Below are 19,428 nucleotides of genomic sequence, written 5' to 3'. Positions count from 1 at the left end.
AGGAGAAGAAAATGAATCCAAATTATACATTTTTAATTATGCTTGTAGCGATGTTGGGCTTGATGTTCTTTATGCAACGCTCTCAAAAGAAACAAGCACAAAAACGTATGGAAAGCTTAAATAAACTACAAAAAGGCTATGAAGTGATTACAATCGGTGGACTTTACGGAACAGTCGATGAAGTAGATACTGAGAAGAGAACGATCGTTCTTGATGTAGATGGAGTTTACTTGACTTTTGAACTAGCTGCTATCAAGACAGTATTACCGATGAAAGAAACAACTTCACTAGAAGGCGCAATTGAAAAATAAGACGGGACTACTAACTCCCGTTTTTCTATAAAAGAAAGGAAATGGGATGAAAAAACTAGTCTTTGTCTGCCTGGGAAATATTTGTCGCAGTCCTATGGCTGAGTTTGTTATGAAATCAATGACAGATAATTACGAAATCCAAAGTCGAGCGACTTCCTCTTGGGAACATGGTAATCCGATTCATAAGGGAACTCAAGGAATTTTTCAACAATATGAGATTCCCTATGACAAAGCCAAAACGTCGCTTCAGATTAGTAAGGAAGATTTTGAAGTTTTTGATTATATTATCGGAATGGATGCTTCAAATGTTTCTGACTTACGTCAGATGTGTCCAGCAGACTGTCAAGATAAGATTTACTCATTTGCATCTGAAAGTGTTCCAGATCCTTGGTATACAGGAGATTTTGAGGAAACCTATCAGCGTGTTCAAGAGGGTTGTCAAGCATGGTTAGAACGTTTAGAGAAGGAGAGTGAGGATGGAAAATCTTAAGAATTTTTACGAAAAGTATCGTGTCTATCTGACTCGTCAACGTTTAGAGCTTTTGGCAGTAGTTACGATTGTTTTTTGTGCTGTACTCGTCTTTTTTCTAAATATTCCCGGAAAAGGCATCTTAAAACTCGATAATGGAACGATTGTTTATGACGGCAGTCTTGTCCGAGGTAAAATGAATGGTCAAGGAACCATTACCTTCCAAAATGGAGACCAATATACAGGTGGTTTCAGCAATGGAGCCTTCAACGGAAAAGGTACCTTTCAATCCAAAGAAGGCTGGACCTACGAAGGGGATTTTGTAAATGGTCAAGCTGAAGGAAAAGGAAAACTAACAACAGAACAAGAAGTTGTTTATGAAGGGACTTTTAAACAAGGCGTTTTTCAACAAAAATAAAGCCTCCTTATCAAAGGAGGTATTGTTAGTACCTAAAAGTAAGCGCTTACTAGAAAATCTATCTCTTTCCAAGCTCCTCTTCCAATCAAGCTTGTGAAATAAAAAAATATTTAAAATTAATTTCACAAACTCTAAAGAAAAAACTCGATAAGTAAAGAAAATGGGAAAAAATTCACAAACAATAAAAAATTCTTTGTGAAATGTTTATGAAACTGTTTACAAAGTTGAAATAATGCGTTATAATAAACTTGTGAAAAAATTAACAAAGGATATCAATCCTTGAAAGCTATGGAGGAAAATATGGCTGATAAAAAAACTGTGACACCAGAAGAAAAGAAACTCGCTGCTGAAAAGCATGTCGATGGTTTGGTGCAAAAAGCTCTAGTTGCTCTTGAGGAAATGCGTAAACTCGACCAAGAACAGGTTGACTACATCGTAGCTAAAGCGTCAGTGGCAGCTTTGGATGCCCACGGAGAATTGGCTTTACATGCCTTTGAAGAAACAGGACGTGGTGTATTTGAAGATAAAGCGACTAAGAACTTGTTTGCTTGTGAACATGTAGTAAACAACATGCGTCACACTAAGACAGTTGGCGTTATCGAAGAAGACGATGTAACAGGATTGACTCTCATCGCTGAACCGGTTGGTGTTGTCTGTGGTATTACTCCTACAACAAACCCAACATCAACAGCGATCTTTAAGGCATTGATTTCATTGAAGACTCGTAATCCAATCGTCTTTGCATTCCACCCATCAGCTCAAGAATCATCAGCTCACGCAGCTCAAATCGTTCGTGATGCTGCGATTAAAGCAGGAGCTCCTGAAAACTGTGTACAGTGGATCACTGAACCATCTATGGAAGCAACAAGTGCCCTTATGAACCACGAAGGTGTTGCAACAATCCTTGCAACAGGTGGTAATGCCATGGTTAAAGCTGCATACTCATGTGGTAAACCAGCTCTTGGGGTAGGTGCCGGAAACGTTCCAGCTTATGTTGAAAAATCAGCAAACATCCGTCAAGCAGCACACGATATCGTTATGTCTAAATCATTTGATAATGGTATGGTCTGTGCATCTGAACAAGCGGTTATCATTGATAAAGAAATTTATGATGAATTTGTAGCAGAGTTCAAATCATATCACACTTACTTTGTAAACAAAAAAGAAAAAGCACTTCTTGAAGAATTCTGCTTCGGCGTGAAAGCAAATAGCAAAAACTGTGCTGGTGCAAAATTGAACGCTGACATCGTTGGTAAACCAGCAACCTGGATTGCAGAACAAGCAGGATTTACAGTTCCAGAAGGAACAAACATTCTTGCTGCAGAATGTAAAGAAGTTGGCGAAAATGAGCCATTGACTCGTGAAAAATTATCACCAGTTATCGCAGTTTTGAAATCTGAAAGCCGTGAAGATGGTATTACTAAGGCTCGTCAAATGGTTGAATTTAACGGTCTTGGCCACTCAGCAGCTATCCACACAGCTGATGAAGAATTGACTAAAGAATTTGGTAAAGCTGTTAAAGCTATTCGTGTTATCTGTAACTCACCTTCTACTTTCGGTGGTATCGGGGACGTTTACAATGCCTTCTTGCCATCATTGACACTTGGATGTGGTTCTTACGGACGCAACTCAGTTGGGGATAACGTTAGTGCCATTAACCTCTTGAATATCAAAAAAGTCGGAAGACGGAGAAATAACATGCAATGGATGAAACTTCCTTCAAAAACATACTTTGAACGTGATTCAATTCAATACCTTCAAAAATGTCGTGACGTTGAACGTGTCATGATCGTTACTGACCATGCCATGGTAGAGCTTGGTTTCCTTGATCGTATCATCGAGCAACTTGATCTTCGTCGCAATAAGGTTGTTTACCAAATCTTTGCTGATGTAGAACCAGATCCAGATATCACAACTGTAAACCGTGGTACTGAGATTATGCGTGCCTTCAAACCAGATACAATCATTGCTCTTGGTGGTGGATCTCCAATGGATGCTGCTAAAGTAATGTGGCTCTTCTACGAACAACCAGAAGTGGACTTCCGTGACCTTGTTCAAAAATTCATGGATATCCGTAAACGTGCCTTCAAATTCCCATTACTTGGTAAGAAGACTAAATTCATCGCAATCCCAACAACATCTGGTACAGGATCTGAAGTAACACCATTTGCCGTTATCTCTGATAAAGCAAACAACCGCAAATACCCAATCGCTGACTACTCATTGACACCAACTGTGGCAATCGTAGACCCTGCCTTGGTATTGACAGTTCCTGGAGTTGTTGCTGCGGACACTGGTATGGACGTATTGACTCACGCGACTGAAGCTTACGTATCACAAATGGCTAGCGACTACACTGACGGACTTGCACTTCAAGCCATCAAGCTTGTATTCGAAAACCTTGAAAGCTCAGTTAAGAATGCAGACTTCCACTCACGCGAGAAAATGCATAACGCTTCAACAATCGCTGGTATGGCCTTTGCCAATGCCTTCCTAGGTATTTCTCACTCAATGGCTCATAAGATTGGTGCGCAATTCCACACAATTCACGGTCGTACAAATGCTATCTTGCTTCCATACGTCATCCGCTACAACGGTACACGTCCAGCTAAGACAGCAACATGGCCTAAGTACAACTACTACCGTGCAGATGAAAAATACCAAGATATCGCACGCATGCTTGGACTTCCAGCTTCTACTCCAGAAGAAGGTGTGGAGTCTTACGCAAAAGCTGTCTACGAACTTGGTGAGCGCGTAGGTATCCAAATGAACTTCAAAGCACAAGGTATCGACGAAAAAGAATGGAAAGAACATTCACGTGAATTAGCCTTCCTTGCTTACGAAGACCAATGTTCACCAGCTAACCCACGCCTTCCAATGGTTGACCATATGCAAGAAATCATCGAAGATTCTTACTATGGCTACAAAGAAAGACCAGGACGCCGTAAATAATTGTTTATCAGCCTAGAGGCAGGGAATCCCTGTCTCTTTTTTTGTAATTCTATTTGAAAAATGGTATAATCATCGCATATATTTATTTGAAAATCAAATCTTTTATAATCATGCGAGGGGCAAATGAACAAGATAAATGAGTTAGGGGATAAAGTGCGACTTTTAAGAGAGGAGAAAGGACTTAGTCGTCCAGTTTTTTGTGGGGATGAGTCTGAATTATCAGTGCGTCAGTTGGTGAGAATCGAAAAAGGAGAATTTCGACCGACTATAAAAACACTAGAATATATTGCAGATAGATTAGAAATTCCATCCTACGTCTTGATGCCAGATTATAAGGAACTGCCTAAACGCTACCAAGAATTAAAGTACTTTCTTTTACATCACCCTGACTATGGAGACAAGGAGTTGCAAGAACAAAAGGAAGAATATTTTGATGAGATTTTCGAGTGTTTTTATGATGACCTGCCCCGTGATGAGAAGATGATAGTGGACTGCCTTCAGGCAATAGATGCAGTGAGAGCGACTAGTAATTCTTTATACGGAAGTGGTGTGATTGAGGACAGTCTTCAAGACTTACTATCCAGAGATGTATATAAGGCTGAGGAATTGTTGAAATTGAGACTGTATTTTCTTTGTCAGTTAATGGATGGTTTAAACGAGGGTGAGATAAAAAAGTCTGAGCATGAAACCATTCTTTGTTTTCATGACAAACTAAGTTCTCAGGTTGATAAGATAGAGTTCGATTGTTTGGACTTGCTTAGAGATTCCTTGTTAGCTTCTTTAGCTTGTATAGAAATTATGGGGCTGTTTCGTTATTTTAAGAGAGCAGTTGAGACCTTAAATAAAATAGGACAGAAAACACGAGATTTTCAAAAGCAACCGATTGTCTTGATGGTGGAGTGGAAATATTATCTTCAGACTGATTATGATACGGCAAAACAAAAGTATGAAGAAGCAAAAATGATGGCGAGGATGTTTGGTAATGAGCAGTTAATTGTTAGTTTAGATAATGAATGGAGCGAAGACTTAGAAAGGTATTGTTAAATGCTTTATAGGAGTGACATTTCTGTCATTGGAGAAATGTCGCTTTTTGTACATTTTTTGATAAAATGTTATAATAAATGCATATATTTATTTGGTTATCAAAGTTTTTGGAATTATCCTAGAGGTAAAGAGAAGTGAATGAATTAGGAGAGAAGGTACGAATCCTTAGAGAGGAAAAAGGGCTTAGTCGCCCAGTATTTTGTGGGGATGAATCCGAATTATCAGTGCGTCAGTTGGTGCGGATAGAAAAAGGAGAATTTCGACCGACTATAAAAACACTAGAATATATTGCAGATAGATTAGAAATTCCGTCCTATGTCTTGATGCCAGATTATAAGGAATTGCCTAAACGCTACCAAGAATTAAAGTACTTTCTTTTACATCACCCTGACTACGGAGACAAGGAGTTGCAGGAACAAAAGAAAGAATATTTTGATGAGATTTTTGAGTGTTTTTATGATGATTTGCCACGTGATGAGAAGATGATAGTGGATTGTCTTCAAGCAATAGATGAGGTGAGGGCGACGGATAATGAACAGTATGGAATAGCGCTTTTAGATGAATCTTTTGAGGAACTATGGAATCAAAGAGAGTTTTCCTTTTCAGATCTTTTAAAAATTAGATTGTATTTTTTGTGTAGTTATTTAGAAAATATAAAAAAAGGACAGTTATCTATTAGCGAACAGCAGAAACTTCAATTAATGTTTCAAAAAGTGTGTAATAACGTAGAAAATAGTGGTACAGACGATTTATTTCTTGTTCGTGATGTGTTATTTGCAGGGCTGGGAAGTTGTGAATTATTGAATGATTTAGAGTTATTTAAGTTAGCTGTGGAAAAACTTAATTGGATTTCTGAAAAAACACGAGATTTTCAAAAGCAACCGATTGTCTTGATGGTCGAATGGAAATATTATATTCAGACAGATTATGAAACAGCCAAACAAAAGTATGAAGAAGCAAAAATGATGGCAAGGATGTTTGGCAATGAGAAGTTACTCGTTAGTTTAGATAATGAATGGGCCGAGGATCTAGAAAGATATCGTTAAAGAGTTTATAGGAGTGACATTTCTGTTATAGGGAATGTCGCTTTTTTGTTACAATGAATTTTATACTCAATGAAAATCAAAGAGCAAACTAGGAAACTAGCCGCAGGCTGTACTTGAGTACGGCAAGGCGACGTTGACGTGGTTTGAAGAGATTTTCGAAGAGTGTTACTTGATATACATCCAGAAGCAAACTAGGCAATAGAGAGAAAATTCTAAGTAGTAGCCCCATAGGGTAAATCAGTGCTGAAGTAGCTTGAAGGATTTTCTATAAGTAGGATGTATGACGATAACGGTTTTAAACAAGGGGGAAAGAATGTCTATTTTATCCATTAAAAATATTTCAAAGTTTTACACTTTGGACGGTAAACATCAAGAGCAGGCTCTAAGAAATATTAACCTGCAGATTGCAAAAGGTAAAATTACAGCGATTTACGGTCCGTCAGGCTGTGGCAAAACTAGCTTGCTAAACATTATCAGTGGTCTAGATAGACAATATGAAGGAGTTTTAGAATTTAAAGGGGGATCCCTCCGTGACTTATCAGAGATTGAACTAACTCAATTTCGTAAAGATAAGATTGGATTTGTGTTTCAAAACTTTAACCTCATTCCTCATCAGTCTGTCTTGGACAATGTCAAGCTCCCTCTCTATGTCAAAGATTTATCTGACAGGGAGATGACAATGATTGCAAAGGAGCAATTAAGTAACTTGGGCATGGAACCTTTTATAGCTAAAAATGTTAAACAGCTTTCTGGCGGGCAAAAGCAACGCGTAGCAATCGCGCGTGCACTGGTAAATCAGCCTGATATGATTGTAGCAGACGAGCCAACGGGTTCGCTGGATTCTCAATCCCAAGAAATGGTATTGGAAGTATTTAAAAATTTAGCCCAAACAGGGAAAACAGTACTGATTGTAACCCATAATCCAGAGGTTGCTGAATATGCAGATGTGATTATCAAAATGAAGGATGGTGAAGTCGTTGAAGAAGTCAAAAAATAAAGGATTATCATTGAAAAATAAATTCAAACTTTCTTTAAATAACTTTCTGGAAAGAAAGTGGCGTAACCTATTGATTGCGCTAGCAACCTCAATCGGTTTTGTAGGAGTCTTAATTTCTTTCGGCTTGGGAAATGCATTGATTTCGATGATTGATGAAAATACGAATGGAGGTCAAATTCCTTCTCAAGTTCAGATTGCTTTAAACACAAAAAATGTTGGACGAGGCTTTTTGAACCAAGATGATAAGAACTATATCACGGATACAGTTGGAAAAGAAGTTATTAAATATTTGGAGAGTCCTTTTGGGATGACCATGTCAAATATTACTATAGATGGGCAAGAAATGGATCTGAGTCAAACTATGCCTTCTTATGCTCAAGTAGTGAGTCTCTATGAGGATACAAGTATCTCTGTTAGTAGTAATGAGACGGACAAAGTGTTGGCTGGATCCCTCTATACTGATACAAATGAACAGGGATTAACGATTCCAATCAGCTTACTAAAAAATTGGAATGAACAGACAGGAAACAATCTGACAGCTACTGATCTTATTGGCAAATCAGTCTCAGCAAGTATTGTAGAAAATGCTTCCGAAGCTAGCAAGACTGCTCAATTTCAAACGAAGATTGTACGTGTAATCAATGATGAAGATGACATGGAGGACAGCAACAGTTTCATGTCGGCTCATCAAATGGAAACGATTTTGAAAGAAGCTGGATTTACAAAAGCTGTATCTTATTTTATCTTGGAACTCAAAGATCCATCACAGACAAAAGTGGTAACAGAAGAACTACAGAAAAATAAGAAGTATACTGTGCTTTCTCAACAGAAGGTTCTTGATATTGTGATTACCTTTATTCGTGTCATTCAGGGATTATTGATTGTACTTTCATCACAAGCTATTGTGGTAGCAGCGGTCATGATTGGTATCATTATTTACATCAATATCATGCAACGTTCTAAGGAAATAGGTGTCATGAAGGCAGTTGGTTATCAAAATCGTGATGTCAAAGGAATTTTTATTTACGAGGCTATCTGGATTGTAGGAATCGCCTTGCTGCTGGCCTTTTTGGTCGCACAAGGGGTGGGAAGTTTGGCGAATGCGATTGTAAATCACTTTTACCCATCCATCACTAAGGTTTTTGAATTAAATTTGTTATCTGTTTTAGGAACCCTCGCTTTCGCTCTCTTGCTTGGTTATGTCTCAGCCTACTTCCCAGCACGTAAAATTAGTAAAATGGATCCTGTAGAATCGCTACGATATGAATAGTAAGGGAGTTCTTGATTTACAGTTTAAAAAAGAAACAAACATAGAAAAACAATGCCCGTACTTGCAATTAAACTTAAATAGTTATATAATAGGTTTGTTGAAAGGTGATTTGTAGTGATTCAAGTTACTCTTTTCACAATAAAAATTTCATGATTTTCATAAGGAGGAAATCACTAATGGTAGTTAAAGTTGGTATTAACGGTTTCGGACGTATCGGTCGTCTTGCTTTCCGTCGTATCCAAAACGTAGAAGGTGTTGAAGTTACTCGTATCAACGACCTTACAGATCCAGTTATGCTTGCACACTTGTTGAAATACGACACAACTCAAGGTCGTTTCGACGGTACTGTTGAAGTTAAAGAAGGTGGATTTGAAGTTAACGGTAAATTCATCAAAGTTTCTGCTGAACGTGATCCAGAACAAATCGACTGGGCTAACGACGGTGTAGAAATCGTTCTTGAAGCTACTGGTTTCTTTGCTAAGAAAGCAGCTGCTGAAAAACACTTGCACGCTGGTGGAGCTAAAAAAGTTGTTATCACTGCTCCTGGTGGAAACGACGTTAAAACAGTTGTATTCAACACTAACCACGACGTTCTTGACGGTACTGAAACTGTTATCTCAGGTGCTTCATGTACTACAAACTGCTTGGCTCCTATGGCTAAAGCTCTTCAAGATAACTTTGGTGTTGTTGAAGGATTGATGACTACTATCCACGCTTACACTGGTGACCAAATGATCCTTGACGGACCACACCGTGGTGGTGACCTTCGCCGTGCTCGCGCTGGTGCTGCAAACATCGTTCCTAACTCAACTGGTGCTGCAAAAGCTATCGGTCTTGTAATCCCAGAATTGAACGGTAAACTTGACGGATCTGCACAACGCGTTCCAACTCCAACTGGATCAGTTACTGAATTGGTAGCAGTTCTTGAAAAGAACGTTACTGTTGATGAAGTGAACGCAGCTATGAAAGCAGCTTCAAACGAATCATACGGTTACACAGAAGATCCAATCGTATCTTCAGATATCGTAGGTATGTCTTACGGTTCATTGTTTGACGCAACTCAAACTAAAGTTCTTGACGTTGACGGTAAACAATTGGTTAAAGTTGTATCATGGTACGACAACGAAATGTCATACACTGCACAACTTGTTCGTACTCTTGAATACTTCGCAAAAATCGCTAAATAATTCATGAGTCGATAAAAAGCAAGGCCTCTTGGTCTTGCTTTTCTTATATGGAAAAATGGATGACACAACAATCATCCATTCTTTTTTAATTCTTTTTCAAAAGTATCGGAAAGGGCAGTGAAGCTTAAATTCTCTAAAGTAAGTGGATGGGTAAAGGACAGACGAAAGGCGTGGAGCATAAGCCGACTTATCTTTGATTTGCTATTATAGAGAGGATCGCCCAAAATAGGGAAGTTATGATGCGAAAGGTGCACACGAATCTGATGAGTTCGGCCTGTCTTTAGTTTGCAACGAACCAAGGAAGTCTTGTTTGAGAATTGCTTTAATCTGCTTACATGAGTTTCAGCGTATTGACCGTTTTTTGTATCAACTATTCTTTTTCTGCGGTCATGACGATCACGTCCGATTTTGTCTTTGAAGACAAGTTCTTTCTTGTTGATATTTCCATCAACTAGTGCCCAATATTCCCTAGAAATCTCTTTTTTCTCCAATAAGCGGTTGAGAATGGGCAAGATAAAAGGATTTTTGGCAAAGAGAACCAAACCACTGGTTTCCATGTCTAGACGATGAACAACATAGCAGGTTTGGTCAACATAGGCACTGACATGGTTAAGAAGGGCGATTTCGTTTGGCTGATTACCATGCGTTTTCATCCCCTCGGGTTTGTTTACAATAATCAAGTGTTGATCTTGATAAACTTCCTGAATGAGGTTTGGGTTGCCCCAAGGAATTTCTTTTTCGGGATAATCTTCCTCGTCAAAAGTCAATTGGCAAACATCTCCAGGATTTACCGTCTCGTTCCAATGAACTTCTCGCTGATTAATCAAAATGTGTTTCTTGATTCTCAAAAAATGACGGATTTTTCTAGGGATGAGGAGTTGTTCCTCAAGTAATTGCTTTACCGTCATTTGAGGTAGAGAGTCTGGTAATGTAAATGTGAATTTCATACAGATATTGTAACAAAAAAAGCCCTATTTGGATAGGAAATAGCTAAATTCTTGTCTTCCTATGATGAAGATGATAAAATAAACGCATGAAATTAGATAAATTATTTGAGAAATTTCTTTCTCTTTTTAAAAAAGAAACAAGTGAATCGGAGGATTCTGGTTCTACTAGCTTGCGCCGTTCTCGCAGTGATAGGAAAAAATTAGCCCAAGTAGGTCCAATTCGAAAATTCTGGCGTCGCTATCATCTAACAAAGATTGTCCTTATACTAGGTTTGAGTGCAGGTTTGCTAGTTGGAACCTATTTGTTTGCTGTAGCTAAGTCAACCAATGTCAATGATTTGCAAAACGCCTTGAAAACTCGGACTATCATTTTTGACCGTGAAGAAAAAGAGGCCGGTGCCTTGTCTGGTCAAAAGGGAACCTACGTTGAACTGACTGATATCAGTAAAAATTTGCAGAATGCCGTTATTGCGACAGAAGACCGTTCCTTCTATAAAAATGACGGGATTAACTATGGTCGTTTTTTCTTGGCGATTGTCACTGCTGGTCGTTCAGGTGGTGGTTCTACTATTACCCAACAGCTAGCTAAAAACGCTTATTTGTCACAGGATCAAACTGTTGAGAGAAAAGCGAAAGAATTTTTCCTTGCCTTAGAATTAACCAAAAAATATAGTAAGGATCAAATTCTAACTATGTACCTTAACAACGCCTATTTTGGAAATGGTGTATGGGGTGTAGAAGATGCGAGTAAGAAATACTTTGGAGTTTCTGCATCAGAAGTGAGTCTGGATCAAGCTGCGACTCTGGCAGGGATGCTCAAAGGACCGGAACTGTATAACCCCTTGAATTCTGTAGAAGATTCTACCAATCGGCGCGACACTGTCTTACAAAATATGGTTGCAGCAGGTTACATTGATAAAAACCAAGAAACCGAAGCTGCAGAAGTTGATATGACTTCGCAATTGCACGATAAGTATGAAGGGAAAATTTCAGATTACCGCTATCCTTCTTATTTTGACGCGGTGGTTAATGAAGCCGTTTCTAAGTATAATCTAACAGAGGAAGAAATCGTAAATAATGGCTACCGCATTTATACAGAGTTGGATCAAAACTACCAAGCAAATATGCAGGTTGTCTATGAAAATACATCGCTATTTCCGAGAGCAGAGGATGGAACATTTGCACAATCAGGAAGTGTCGCTCTTGAACCGAAAACAGGAGGAGTTCGTGGAGTTGTCGGTCAAGTTGCTGACAATGATAAAATTGGATTCCGGAATTTCAACTATGCAACTCAATCAAAACGTAGCCCTGGCTCTACAATTAAGCCTTTAGTTGTTTATACGCCAGCAGTTGAGGCAGGTTGGGCTTTGAACAAGCAGTTGGATAACCATACCATGAAGTATGACAACTATAAGGTAGATAACTATGCAGGAATCAAAAAGAGTCGAGAAGTTCCCATGTATCAAGCCTTGGCAGAATCGCTTAATCTACCTGCTGTTGCTACTGTTAATGATTTGGGTGTTGATAAGGCTTTTGAGGCAGGCGAAAAATTTGGACTCAACATGGAAAAGGTAGACCGTGTTCTTGGTGTCGCTTTAGGAAGCGGTGTCGAAACCAATCCTCTTCAAATGGCTCAAGCATATGCTGCCTTTGCAAATGAAGGTTTAATGCCGGAAGCTCATTTTATTAGTAGAATTGAAAATGCTAGTGGTCAGGTCATTGCGAGTCATAAAAATTCACAAAAACGAGTGATTGATAAAGCTGTAGCTGACAAGATGACTAGTATGATGTTGGGGACATTCACCAATGGTACCGGTATTAGTTCATCGCCTGCAGACTATGTCATGGCAGGGAAAACTGGAACAACTGAAGCAGTTTTCAATCCGGAGTACACAAGTGACCAGTGGGTAATTGGTTATACTCCGGATGTAGTGATTAGCCACTGGCTTGGCTTTCCGACCACTGATGAAAATCACTATCTAGCTGGCTCTACTTCAAACGGTGCAGCCCATATCTTTAGAAACATTGCCAATACCATTTTACCTTATACGCCAGGAAGTACCTTTACGGTTGAAAATGCTTATAAGCAAAATGGAATTGCACCAGCCAATACAAAAAGACAAGTACAAACCAATGATAATAGCCAGACAGATGATAATTTGTCTGATATTCGAGGACGTGCGCAAAGTCTAGTAGATGAGGCTAGTCGGGCTATCTCGGATGCTAAGATTAAGGAAAAAGCTCAAACAATATGGGATTCGGTAGTCAATCTATTTCGCTAAGATGCTTGTCAAAGCCTAGCTTTCTTGTTATAATAGATAAGATGGAGGCGTTATGGCACTAAAAAAAGCAAGCCTAGCTTGTGCGGTTTGTGGTTCTAGAAACTATTCAATCAAGATTAGTGGAAACCCCAAGCCTACACGACTAGAAGTAAATAAATTTTGTAAGCATTGTGGCAAGTACACTACACACAGAGAAACGAGATAGGAGAGAGCGATGCGTTTTATTGGAGATATTTTTAGACTTCTTAAAGACACAACATGGCCAACTCGCAAGGAAAGCTGGAGAGATTTTCGTTCTATTATGGAATACACAGCTTTCTTTGTAGTAATTATTTACATTTTTGACCAGTTGATTGTTTCAGGTTTGATTCGATTTATTAACATTTTTTAGAAGGTTAGTGGAGTTAATTACACTAGAAATCTTCTATTTATGAAAGGAAATATCATGGATAGTTTTGATAAAGGGTGGTTTGTTTTACAAACTTATTCTGGTTATGAAAATAAGGTAAAAGAAAATCTATTACAACGTGCACAAACCTACAATATGTTGGATAATATTCTACGTGTTGAAATTCCAACACAAACAGTGCAAGTTGAAAAAAATGGAAAGAGAAAAGAAGTAGAAGAAAATCGCTTTCCAGGTTATGTTCTTGTAGAAATGGTCATGACAGATGAAGCTTGGTTTGTTGTTCGAAATACACCAAATGTTACAGGATTCGTCGGATCTCACGGAAATAGATCAAAACCAACTCCATTATTGGAACAAGAAATTCGTGATATCTTGGTTTCTATGGGACAAACTGTACAAGAGTTTGATATCGATGTTGAAGTTGGTCAAACTGTACGTATTATTGATGGTGCTTTTGCAGATTACACTGGTAAGATTACAGAGATTGATAACAATAAAGTGAAAATGATTATCTCTATGTTTGGTAATGACACAGTTGCAGAAGTAAACCTAAACCAAATCGCAGAATTATAACCCTGAGAGAGGCATGTCCTCTCTTTTTTGTGCAGTTGAGGAGCTAAAGGGTGCAGAATGGATGAAATGTGCCAAAAGTGTTTCTGAATCTGTTAGACTGTATCTAGAAAGGGGAAGATTATGCTTAAAAAAATGTATGAAGAAGTCCAAGGAATTGTATACAAGTGTAGAAATGAATATTACCTTCATTTGTGGGAGTTATCGGACTGGGATCAAGAGGGAATGATATGTCTACATGAATTGATTAGTAAAGAAGAAGGATTAGTAGAAGATATCCCTCGTTTAAGGAAATATTTCAAAACAAAATTCCGGAATCGAATTCTAGATTATCTCCGTAAACAAGAAAGTCAAAAACGGAGATATGATAAAGAGCTTTATGAAGAAGTGGGTGAGATAAGTCATCGTATAAGTGAGGGAGGCCTGTGGCTAGACGATTATTATCTCTTTCATGAAACACTAAGAGATTATAGAAACAAACAAAATAAAGAGCAACGAGCAGAGTTAGAACGCGTCTTAAGAAATGAACGTTTCCGAGGGCGTCAAAGAGTGTTAAGAGACTTACGTATTGTGTTTAAAGAGTTTGATATCCGTACTCATTAGGAATTCATGCAAAAAGGTAACTTCTAAAACTAACTTCCAGTTTCCCACAACCTAGCCTTTAGTATGATAAAAATCGTAAAAACCAGTGGAAATTCTTCTTAGACTAACGTCCGCTGGTTTTCTTTTTCTTGATATATAAGGGTTCAAAAGCGAAAAGACTCAGAAAAAAGTGTACGACAAATAGCCTTAAAACAGAGTCGTCTTAGAGTAACTTCCAGTTGCTAGCGTTTAGTGTGAGACTTTTCGATGGTGATAAGATGTGTAGTTAGAGGGGAAAATTCCCTTTATTTCAATAAATCAGGTGATAAGTGTGTGTCTTCTGGTTTGACAAATTGGCAACCCAGAAGAGCGGCGATGTCCTCGCCAAAGGTGAAGGTGAAGACGTCGTAAGCAGATTTTCCTTGAAACTCTTCTCGTTTCAAGGAATTGACATGGGAAATGACTAGATTGACGTCTTTCTGAGTCAGCTGGTCAAAGGAAGTGCTCTTGGGAAGAATGGCTCGCAAAACTGTATGGTTCTTCTCAATTCGCCCCTTCTGGTCAGGACGGCTAGGGTCGCAGAAGTAGAGGTGAGACTTCCCATCAATGTCTCGCTCAAGCTCCTCCACATAGGAGAACTCAGATCCGTTGTCCGTGAGAATGACAGGGAACAGCTGATGGAACGCAACCCCTCCGTCCATGACTCTTTCTTTCAAAGCTGCGAATTTAGTGGTGACCTCCAGAGCGGTCTTGTTGTCCAAAAGCAAGGCGAAGAGGAAGTTGCAGAAGGAAACGTTGAAGGTGAGCAGTAGCTTTCCACCAGGTCTGCCGATGACCGTGTCCATTTCCAACCATTTGAAGAAATCATCTGTTTCTCGTAACTCTTGGAAATCTTGGTAGGTCCGCCCAATTTTTAGCTCTTTGGGAATAGCTACTTTTCTGGATTTTCTGCGTTCCTTGAACTTGACCATCCGAGGAAAATCAATGGGCTTGGCTGTCAGATATCCCAGCTTGGTATGCCGATACACCGTAGCTTTCGACACAGGTAGGTTATGTGTCTGAATGATATGGTAGATGCTTTGTTTCTTCTGGATGCCTTGGGTTAAGACCTTATCCATCTGATAAAAACTTTCCTTGTTTAGGGGGATGCCCTGTCTGGATTCCCTCAACATAGTCTCGTACTGTTCCTGCGCCTTTTTCGCGTAGTAAAGATAGCGGTTAAACCCACAATCCGTCCTCTTTTTTTGACAGTTGTTACAGACATAAGGAGCTTTTTTGAGAAGAGGGCAATCCGTGCAATCAGATTTGACGGATGTTGGATGCGTGATGCGATTGCGCTTGATTTCCTTTGAAATCGTTGATGGGTCTTTTCCCATCTTCTCAGCGATGGAACGGAAAGTCTCTTGTTGGCTGATTCCGGTTTGGATGTCAATCCGGTCTTCTAGAGTGAGATGTTTTTGTTTTTTCGGCATGAGGTACCTCCTCACGAAAAGTCTCAGACTTAATTCTAGCATAATTCGTCGTCTGAGAGTAACTTCCAGTTTTGGGAGAGAGATGGAAGTTACTTTGAGAAGTTACGTTTCATGCAAAAAAGTAAAAAAAGTTTTAAAAAGGTGTTGACAAAAAATAAAAAGCCGGTATAATAGTAAGAGTTGAAAATAACAACTCAGGTCCGTTGGTCAAGGGGTTAAGACACCGCCTTTTCACGGCGGTAACACGGGTTCGAATCCCGTACGGACTATGGTATGTTGCAGTTGAAACACTTGATGAAAAAAGTTTTAAAAAAAATTCAAAAAAGTGTTGACAAGCGAAAGCGACTGTGATATACTAATATAGTTGTCACTTGAGAGAAGCGAGTGACAAAGACCTTTGAAAACTGAACAAGACGAACCAATGTGCAGGGCACTACAACTAAGGTTGTAGTACTGAACAATAAAAAACAATAAATCTGTCAGTGACAGAAATGAGTGAGAACTCAAACTTTTAATGAGAGTTTGATCCTGGCTCAGGACGAACGCTGGCGGCGTGCCTAATACATGCAAGTAGAACGCTGAAGGAGGAGCTTACTTCTCCGGATGAGTTGCGAACGGGTGAGTAACGCGTAGGTAACCTGCCTGGTAGCGGGGGATAACTATTGGAAACGATAGCTAATACCGCATAAGAGTAGATGTTGCATGACATTTGCTTAAAAGGTGCAATTGCATCACTACCAGATGGACCTGCGTTGTATTAGCTGGTTGGTGGGGTAACGGCTCACCAAGGCGACGATACATAGCCGACCTGAGAGGGTGATCGGCCACACTGGGACTGAGACACGGCCCAGACTCCTACGGGAGGCAGCAGTAGGGAATCTTCGGCAATGGACGGAAGTCTGACCGAGCAACGCCGCGTGAGTGAAGAAGGTTTTCGGATCGTAAAGCTCTGTTGTAAGAGAAGAACGAGTGTGAGAGTGGAAAGTTCACACTGTGACGGTATCTTACCAGAAAGGGACGGCTAACTACGTGCCAGCAGCCGCGGTAATACGTAGGTCCCGAGCGTTGTCCGGATTTATTGGGCGTAAAGCGAGCGCAGGCGGTTAGATAAGTCTGAAGTTAAAGGCTGTGGCTTAACCATAGTACGCTTTGGAAACTGTTTAACTTGAGTGCAAGAGGGGAGAGTGGAATTCCATGTGTAGCGGTGAAATGCGTAGATATATGGAGGAACACCGGTGGCGAAAGCGGCTCTCTGGCTTGTAACTGACGCTGAGGCTCGAAAGCGTGGGGAGCAAACAGGATTAGATACCCTGGTAGTCCACGCCGTAAACGATGAGTGCTAGGTGTTAGACCCTTTCCGGGGTTTAGTGCCGCAGCTAACGCATTAAGCACTCCGCCTGGGGAGTACGACCGCAAGGTTGAAACTCAAAGGAATTGACGGGGGCCCGCACAAGCGGTGGAGCATGTGGTTTAATTCGAAGCAACGCGAAGAACCTTACCAGGTCTTGACATCCCTCTGACCGCTCTAGAGATAGAGTTTTCCTTCGGGACAGAGGTGACAGGTGGTGCATGGTTGTCGTCAGCTCGTGTCGTGAGATGTTGGGTTAAGTCCCGCAACGAGCGCAACCCCTATTGTTAGTTGCCATCATTCAGTTGGGCACTCTAGCGAGACTGCCGGTAATAAACCGGAGGAAGGTGGGGATGACGTCAAATCATCATGCCCCTTATGACCTGGGCTACACACGTGCTACAATGGCTGGTACAACGAGTCGCAAGCCGGTGACGGCAAGCTAATCTCTTAAAGCCAGTCTCAGTTCGGATTGTAGGCTGCAACTCGCCTACATGAAGTCGGAATCGCTAGTAATCGCGGATCAGCACGCCGCGGTGAATACGTTCCCGGGCCTTGTACACACCGCCCGTCACACCACGAGAGTTTGTAACACCCGAAGTCGGTGAGGTAACCGTAAGGAGCCAGCCGCCTAAGGTGGGATAGATGATTGGGGTGAAGTCGTAACAAGGTAGCCGTATCGGAAGGTGCGGCTGGATCACCTCCTTTCTAAGGATAAGGAACTGCGCATTGGTCTTGTTTAGTCTTGAGAGGTCTTGTGGGGCCTTAGCTCAGCTGGGAGAGCGCCTGCTTTGCACGCAGGAGGTCAGCGGTTCGATCCCGCTAGGCTCCATTGGTGAGAGATCACCAAGTAATGCACATTGAAAATTGAATATCTATATCAAATAGTAACAAGAAAATAAACCGAAAACGCTGTAGTATTAATAAGAGTTTATGACTGAAAGGTCAAAAAATAAGGTTAAGTTAATAAGGGCGCACGGTGGATGCCTTGGCACTAGGAGCCGAAGAAGGACGTGACAAACGACGATATGCCTTGGGTAGCTGTAAGTAAGCGATGATCCAGGGATTTCCGAATGGGGGAACCCAACAGGTACTACCTGTTACCCGCATCTGTTAAGGATGTGAGGAGGAAGACGCAGTGAACTGAAACATCTAAGTAGCTGCAGGAAGAGAAAGCAAAAGCGATTGCCTTAGTAGCGGCGAGCGAAACGGCAGGAGGGCAAACCGAAGAGTTTACTCTTCGGGGTTGTAGGACTGCAATGTGGACTCAAAGATTATAGAAGAATGATTTGGGAAGATCAGCCAAAGAGAGTAATAGCCTCGTATTTAAAATAGTCTTTGTACCTAGCAGTATCCTGAGTACGGCGGGACACGCGAAATCCCGTCGGAATCTGGGAGGACCATCTCCCAACCCTAAATACTCCCTAGTGACCGATAGTGAACCAGTACCGTGAGGGAAAGGTGAAAAGCACCCCGGGAGGGGAGTGAAATAGAACCTGAAACCGTGTGCCTACAACAAGTTCGAGCCCGTTAATGGGTGAGAGCGTGCCTTTTGTAGAATGAACCGGCGAGTTACGTTATGATGCGAGGTTAAGTTGAAGAGACGGAGCCGTAGGGAAACCGAGTCTGAACAGGGCGAATTAGTATCATGACGTAGACCCGAAACCATGTGACCTACCCATGAGCAGGTTGAAGGTGCGGTAAGACGCACTGGAGGACCGAACCAGGGCACGTTGAAAAGTGCTTGGATGACTTGTGGGTAGCGGAGAAATTCCAAACGAACTTGGAGATAGCTGGTTCTCTCCGAAATAGCTTTAGGGCTAGCGTCGACATTAAGATTCTTGGAGGTAGAGCACTGTTTGGGTGAGGGGTCCATCCCGGATTACCAATCTCAGATAAACTCCGAATGCCAATGAATTATGGTCGGCAGTCAGACTGCGAGTGCTAAGATCCGTAGTCGAAAGGGAAACAGCCCAGACCACCAGCTAAGGTCCCAAAATAATTGTTAAGTGGAAAAGGATGTGGGGTTGCACAGACAACTAGGATGTTAGCTTAGAAGCAGCTATTCATTCAAAGAGTGCGTAATAGCTCACTAGTCGAGTGACCCTGCGCCGAAAATGTACC

Annotated in this window: 16 protein-coding genes, 2 tRNA genes and 2 rRNA genes (1 of these 20 cut by a window edge); 18 read left to right on the top strand and 2 right to left on the bottom strand. The window is 40.7% G+C overall.

What is annotated here, in order from left to right; genetic code table 11:
• Positions 1 to 11 precede the first annotated feature (11 nt).
• The 9 genes from yajC to gap all read left to right on the top strand — a co-directional run bounded on the left by yajC (position 12) and on the right by gap (position 9,694).
• Entirely contained in the window at positions 12 to 311 is a 300-nt protein-coding gene (gene yajC, locus ACAM22_RS08760; RefSeq protein ID WP_084925440.1) for a preprotein translocase subunit YajC, read from the top strand.
• A gap of 46 nt (positions 312 to 357) precedes the next feature.
• Complete coding sequence (locus ACAM22_RS08755; protein ID WP_369606695.1) at positions 358 to 801, top strand: low molecular weight protein-tyrosine-phosphatase; 444 nt, start codon at positions 358 to 360, stop codon at positions 799 to 801.
• Positions 788 to 1,198 (top strand): hypothetical protein, encoded by a 411-nt coding sequence (locus tag ACAM22_RS08750; RefSeq protein ID WP_369606694.1) that lies wholly within the window; start codon positions 788 to 790, stop codon positions 1,196 to 1,198. Before ACAM22_RS08755 ends, ACAM22_RS08750 begins: the two co-directional genes overlap by 14 nt.
• Positions 1,199 to 1,498: 300 nt before the next feature.
• Complete coding sequence (gene adhE, locus ACAM22_RS08745) at positions 1,499 to 4,150, top strand: bifunctional acetaldehyde-CoA/alcohol dehydrogenase (protein ID WP_265531168.1); 2,652 nt, start codon at positions 1,499 to 1,501, stop codon at positions 4,148 to 4,150.
• Between the two features lie 123 nt (positions 4,151 to 4,273).
• Positions 4,274 to 5,194: an XRE family transcriptional regulator gene (locus tag ACAM22_RS08740; RefSeq protein ID WP_369606693.1), complete on the top strand. Its 921-nt coding sequence runs from the start codon at positions 4,274 to 4,276 to the stop codon at positions 5,192 to 5,194.
• 134 nt (positions 5,195 to 5,328) lie between these two features.
• The gene (locus ACAM22_RS08735) at positions 5,329 to 6,240 is read left to right on the top strand and encodes an XRE family transcriptional regulator (protein WP_369606692.1); all 912 of its coding nucleotides are present in this window, start codon (positions 5,329 to 5,331) and stop codon (positions 6,238 to 6,240) included.
• Between the two features lie 313 nt (positions 6,241 to 6,553).
• On the top strand, positions 6,554 to 7,237 hold the full coding sequence (locus tag ACAM22_RS08730; RefSeq protein WP_369606691.1) for an ABC transporter ATP-binding protein: 684 nt from the start codon (positions 6,554 to 6,556) through the stop codon (positions 7,235 to 7,237).
• Entirely contained in the window at positions 7,206 to 8,507 is a 1,302-nt protein-coding gene (locus ACAM22_RS08725; protein ID WP_369606690.1) for an ABC transporter permease, read from the top strand. Before ACAM22_RS08730 ends, ACAM22_RS08725 begins: the two co-directional genes overlap by 32 nt.
• Before the next feature lie 176 nt (positions 8,508 to 8,683).
• Positions 8,684 to 9,694 (top strand): type I glyceraldehyde-3-phosphate dehydrogenase, encoded by a 1,011-nt coding sequence (gene gap, locus ACAM22_RS08720; RefSeq protein ID WP_033687386.1) that lies wholly within the window; start codon positions 8,684 to 8,686, stop codon positions 9,692 to 9,694.
• A 71-nt stretch (positions 9,695 to 9,765) separates the two neighbouring features.
• Here the strand turns inward: gap and ACAM22_RS08715 are convergent, their stop codons facing one another.
• Complete coding sequence (locus tag ACAM22_RS08715; RefSeq protein ID WP_369606689.1) at positions 9,766 to 10,641, bottom strand: RluA family pseudouridine synthase; 876 nt, start codon at positions 10,639 to 10,641, stop codon at positions 9,766 to 9,768.
• An 86-nt stretch (positions 10,642 to 10,727) separates the two neighbouring features.
• On the opposite strand from ACAM22_RS08715, the gene pbp2a reads away from it, so the two are divergent.
• From pbp2a to ACAM22_RS08690, 5 genes are all read left to right on the top strand, one after another.
• Positions 10,728 to 12,923, top strand: a complete 2,196-nt coding sequence (gene pbp2a, locus ACAM22_RS08710) for a penicillin-binding protein PBP2A (protein WP_369606688.1) — start codon at positions 10,728 to 10,730, stop codon at positions 12,921 to 12,923.
• 52 nt (positions 12,924 to 12,975) lie between these two features.
• Positions 12,976 to 13,128 (top strand): 50S ribosomal protein L33, encoded by a 153-nt coding sequence (rpmG, locus tag ACAM22_RS08705; protein ID WP_001809375.1) that lies wholly within the window; start codon positions 12,976 to 12,978, stop codon positions 13,126 to 13,128.
• 9 nt (positions 13,129 to 13,137) lie between these two features.
• Positions 13,138 to 13,314 carry a preprotein translocase subunit SecE gene (gene secE / locus ACAM22_RS08700; RefSeq protein ID WP_001210991.1) on the top strand — a complete coding sequence of 59 codons (177 nt, stop codon included), beginning with the start codon at positions 13,138 to 13,140 and terminating at the stop codon, positions 13,312 to 13,314.
• A 54-nt stretch (positions 13,315 to 13,368) separates the two neighbouring features.
• Positions 13,369 to 13,905, top strand: a complete 537-nt coding sequence (nusG, locus tag ACAM22_RS08695; RefSeq protein ID WP_000376740.1) for a transcription termination/antitermination protein NusG — start codon at positions 13,369 to 13,371, stop codon at positions 13,903 to 13,905.
• A gap of 120 nt (positions 13,906 to 14,025) precedes the next feature.
• Positions 14,026 to 14,505, top strand: coding sequence for a sigma-70 family RNA polymerase sigma factor (locus ACAM22_RS08690; RefSeq protein ID WP_261053121.1), 480 nt, complete (start codon positions 14,026 to 14,028; stop codon positions 14,503 to 14,505).
• Positions 14,506 to 14,789: 284 nt separating this feature from the next.
• On the opposite strand, the gene ACAM22_RS08685 is transcribed toward ACAM22_RS08690, so the two are convergent.
• Complete coding sequence (locus ACAM22_RS08685) at positions 14,790 to 15,956, bottom strand: IS30 family transposase (protein ID WP_369606687.1); 1,167 nt, start codon at positions 15,954 to 15,956, stop codon at positions 14,790 to 14,792.
• Positions 15,957 to 16,153: 197 nt separating this feature from the next.
• Here ACAM22_RS08685 and ACAM22_RS08680 point away from each other — a divergent pair.
• The 4 genes from ACAM22_RS08680 to ACAM22_RS08665 form a co-directional block, all read left to right on the top strand.
• Positions 16,154 to 16,225, top strand: a tRNA-Glu gene (locus tag ACAM22_RS08680).
• Between the two features lie 241 nt (positions 16,226 to 16,466).
• Positions 16,467 to 18,012 (top strand): 16S ribosomal RNA (locus ACAM22_RS08675).
• A gap of 51 nt (positions 18,013 to 18,063) precedes the next feature.
• Positions 18,064 to 18,136, top strand: a tRNA-Ala gene (locus ACAM22_RS08670).
• Positions 18,137 to 18,260: 124 nt separating this feature from the next.
• Positions 18,261 to 19,428, top strand: a 23S ribosomal RNA gene (locus ACAM22_RS08665) (it continues 1,733 nt past the right edge of the window).
• The 16S and 23S rRNA genes sit together here with 2 tRNA genes alongside, the layout of an rRNA operon.

Origin of the sequence: Streptococcus sp. SN-1, assembly GCF_041154385.1 — a bacterium.
Classification (GTDB): domain Bacteria; phylum Bacillota; class Bacilli; order Lactobacillales; family Streptococcaceae; genus Streptococcus; species Streptococcus mitis_CT.
Note: the sequence above shows the minus strand (reverse complement) of the source record. Positions and strands in the feature narration are given on the sequence as shown.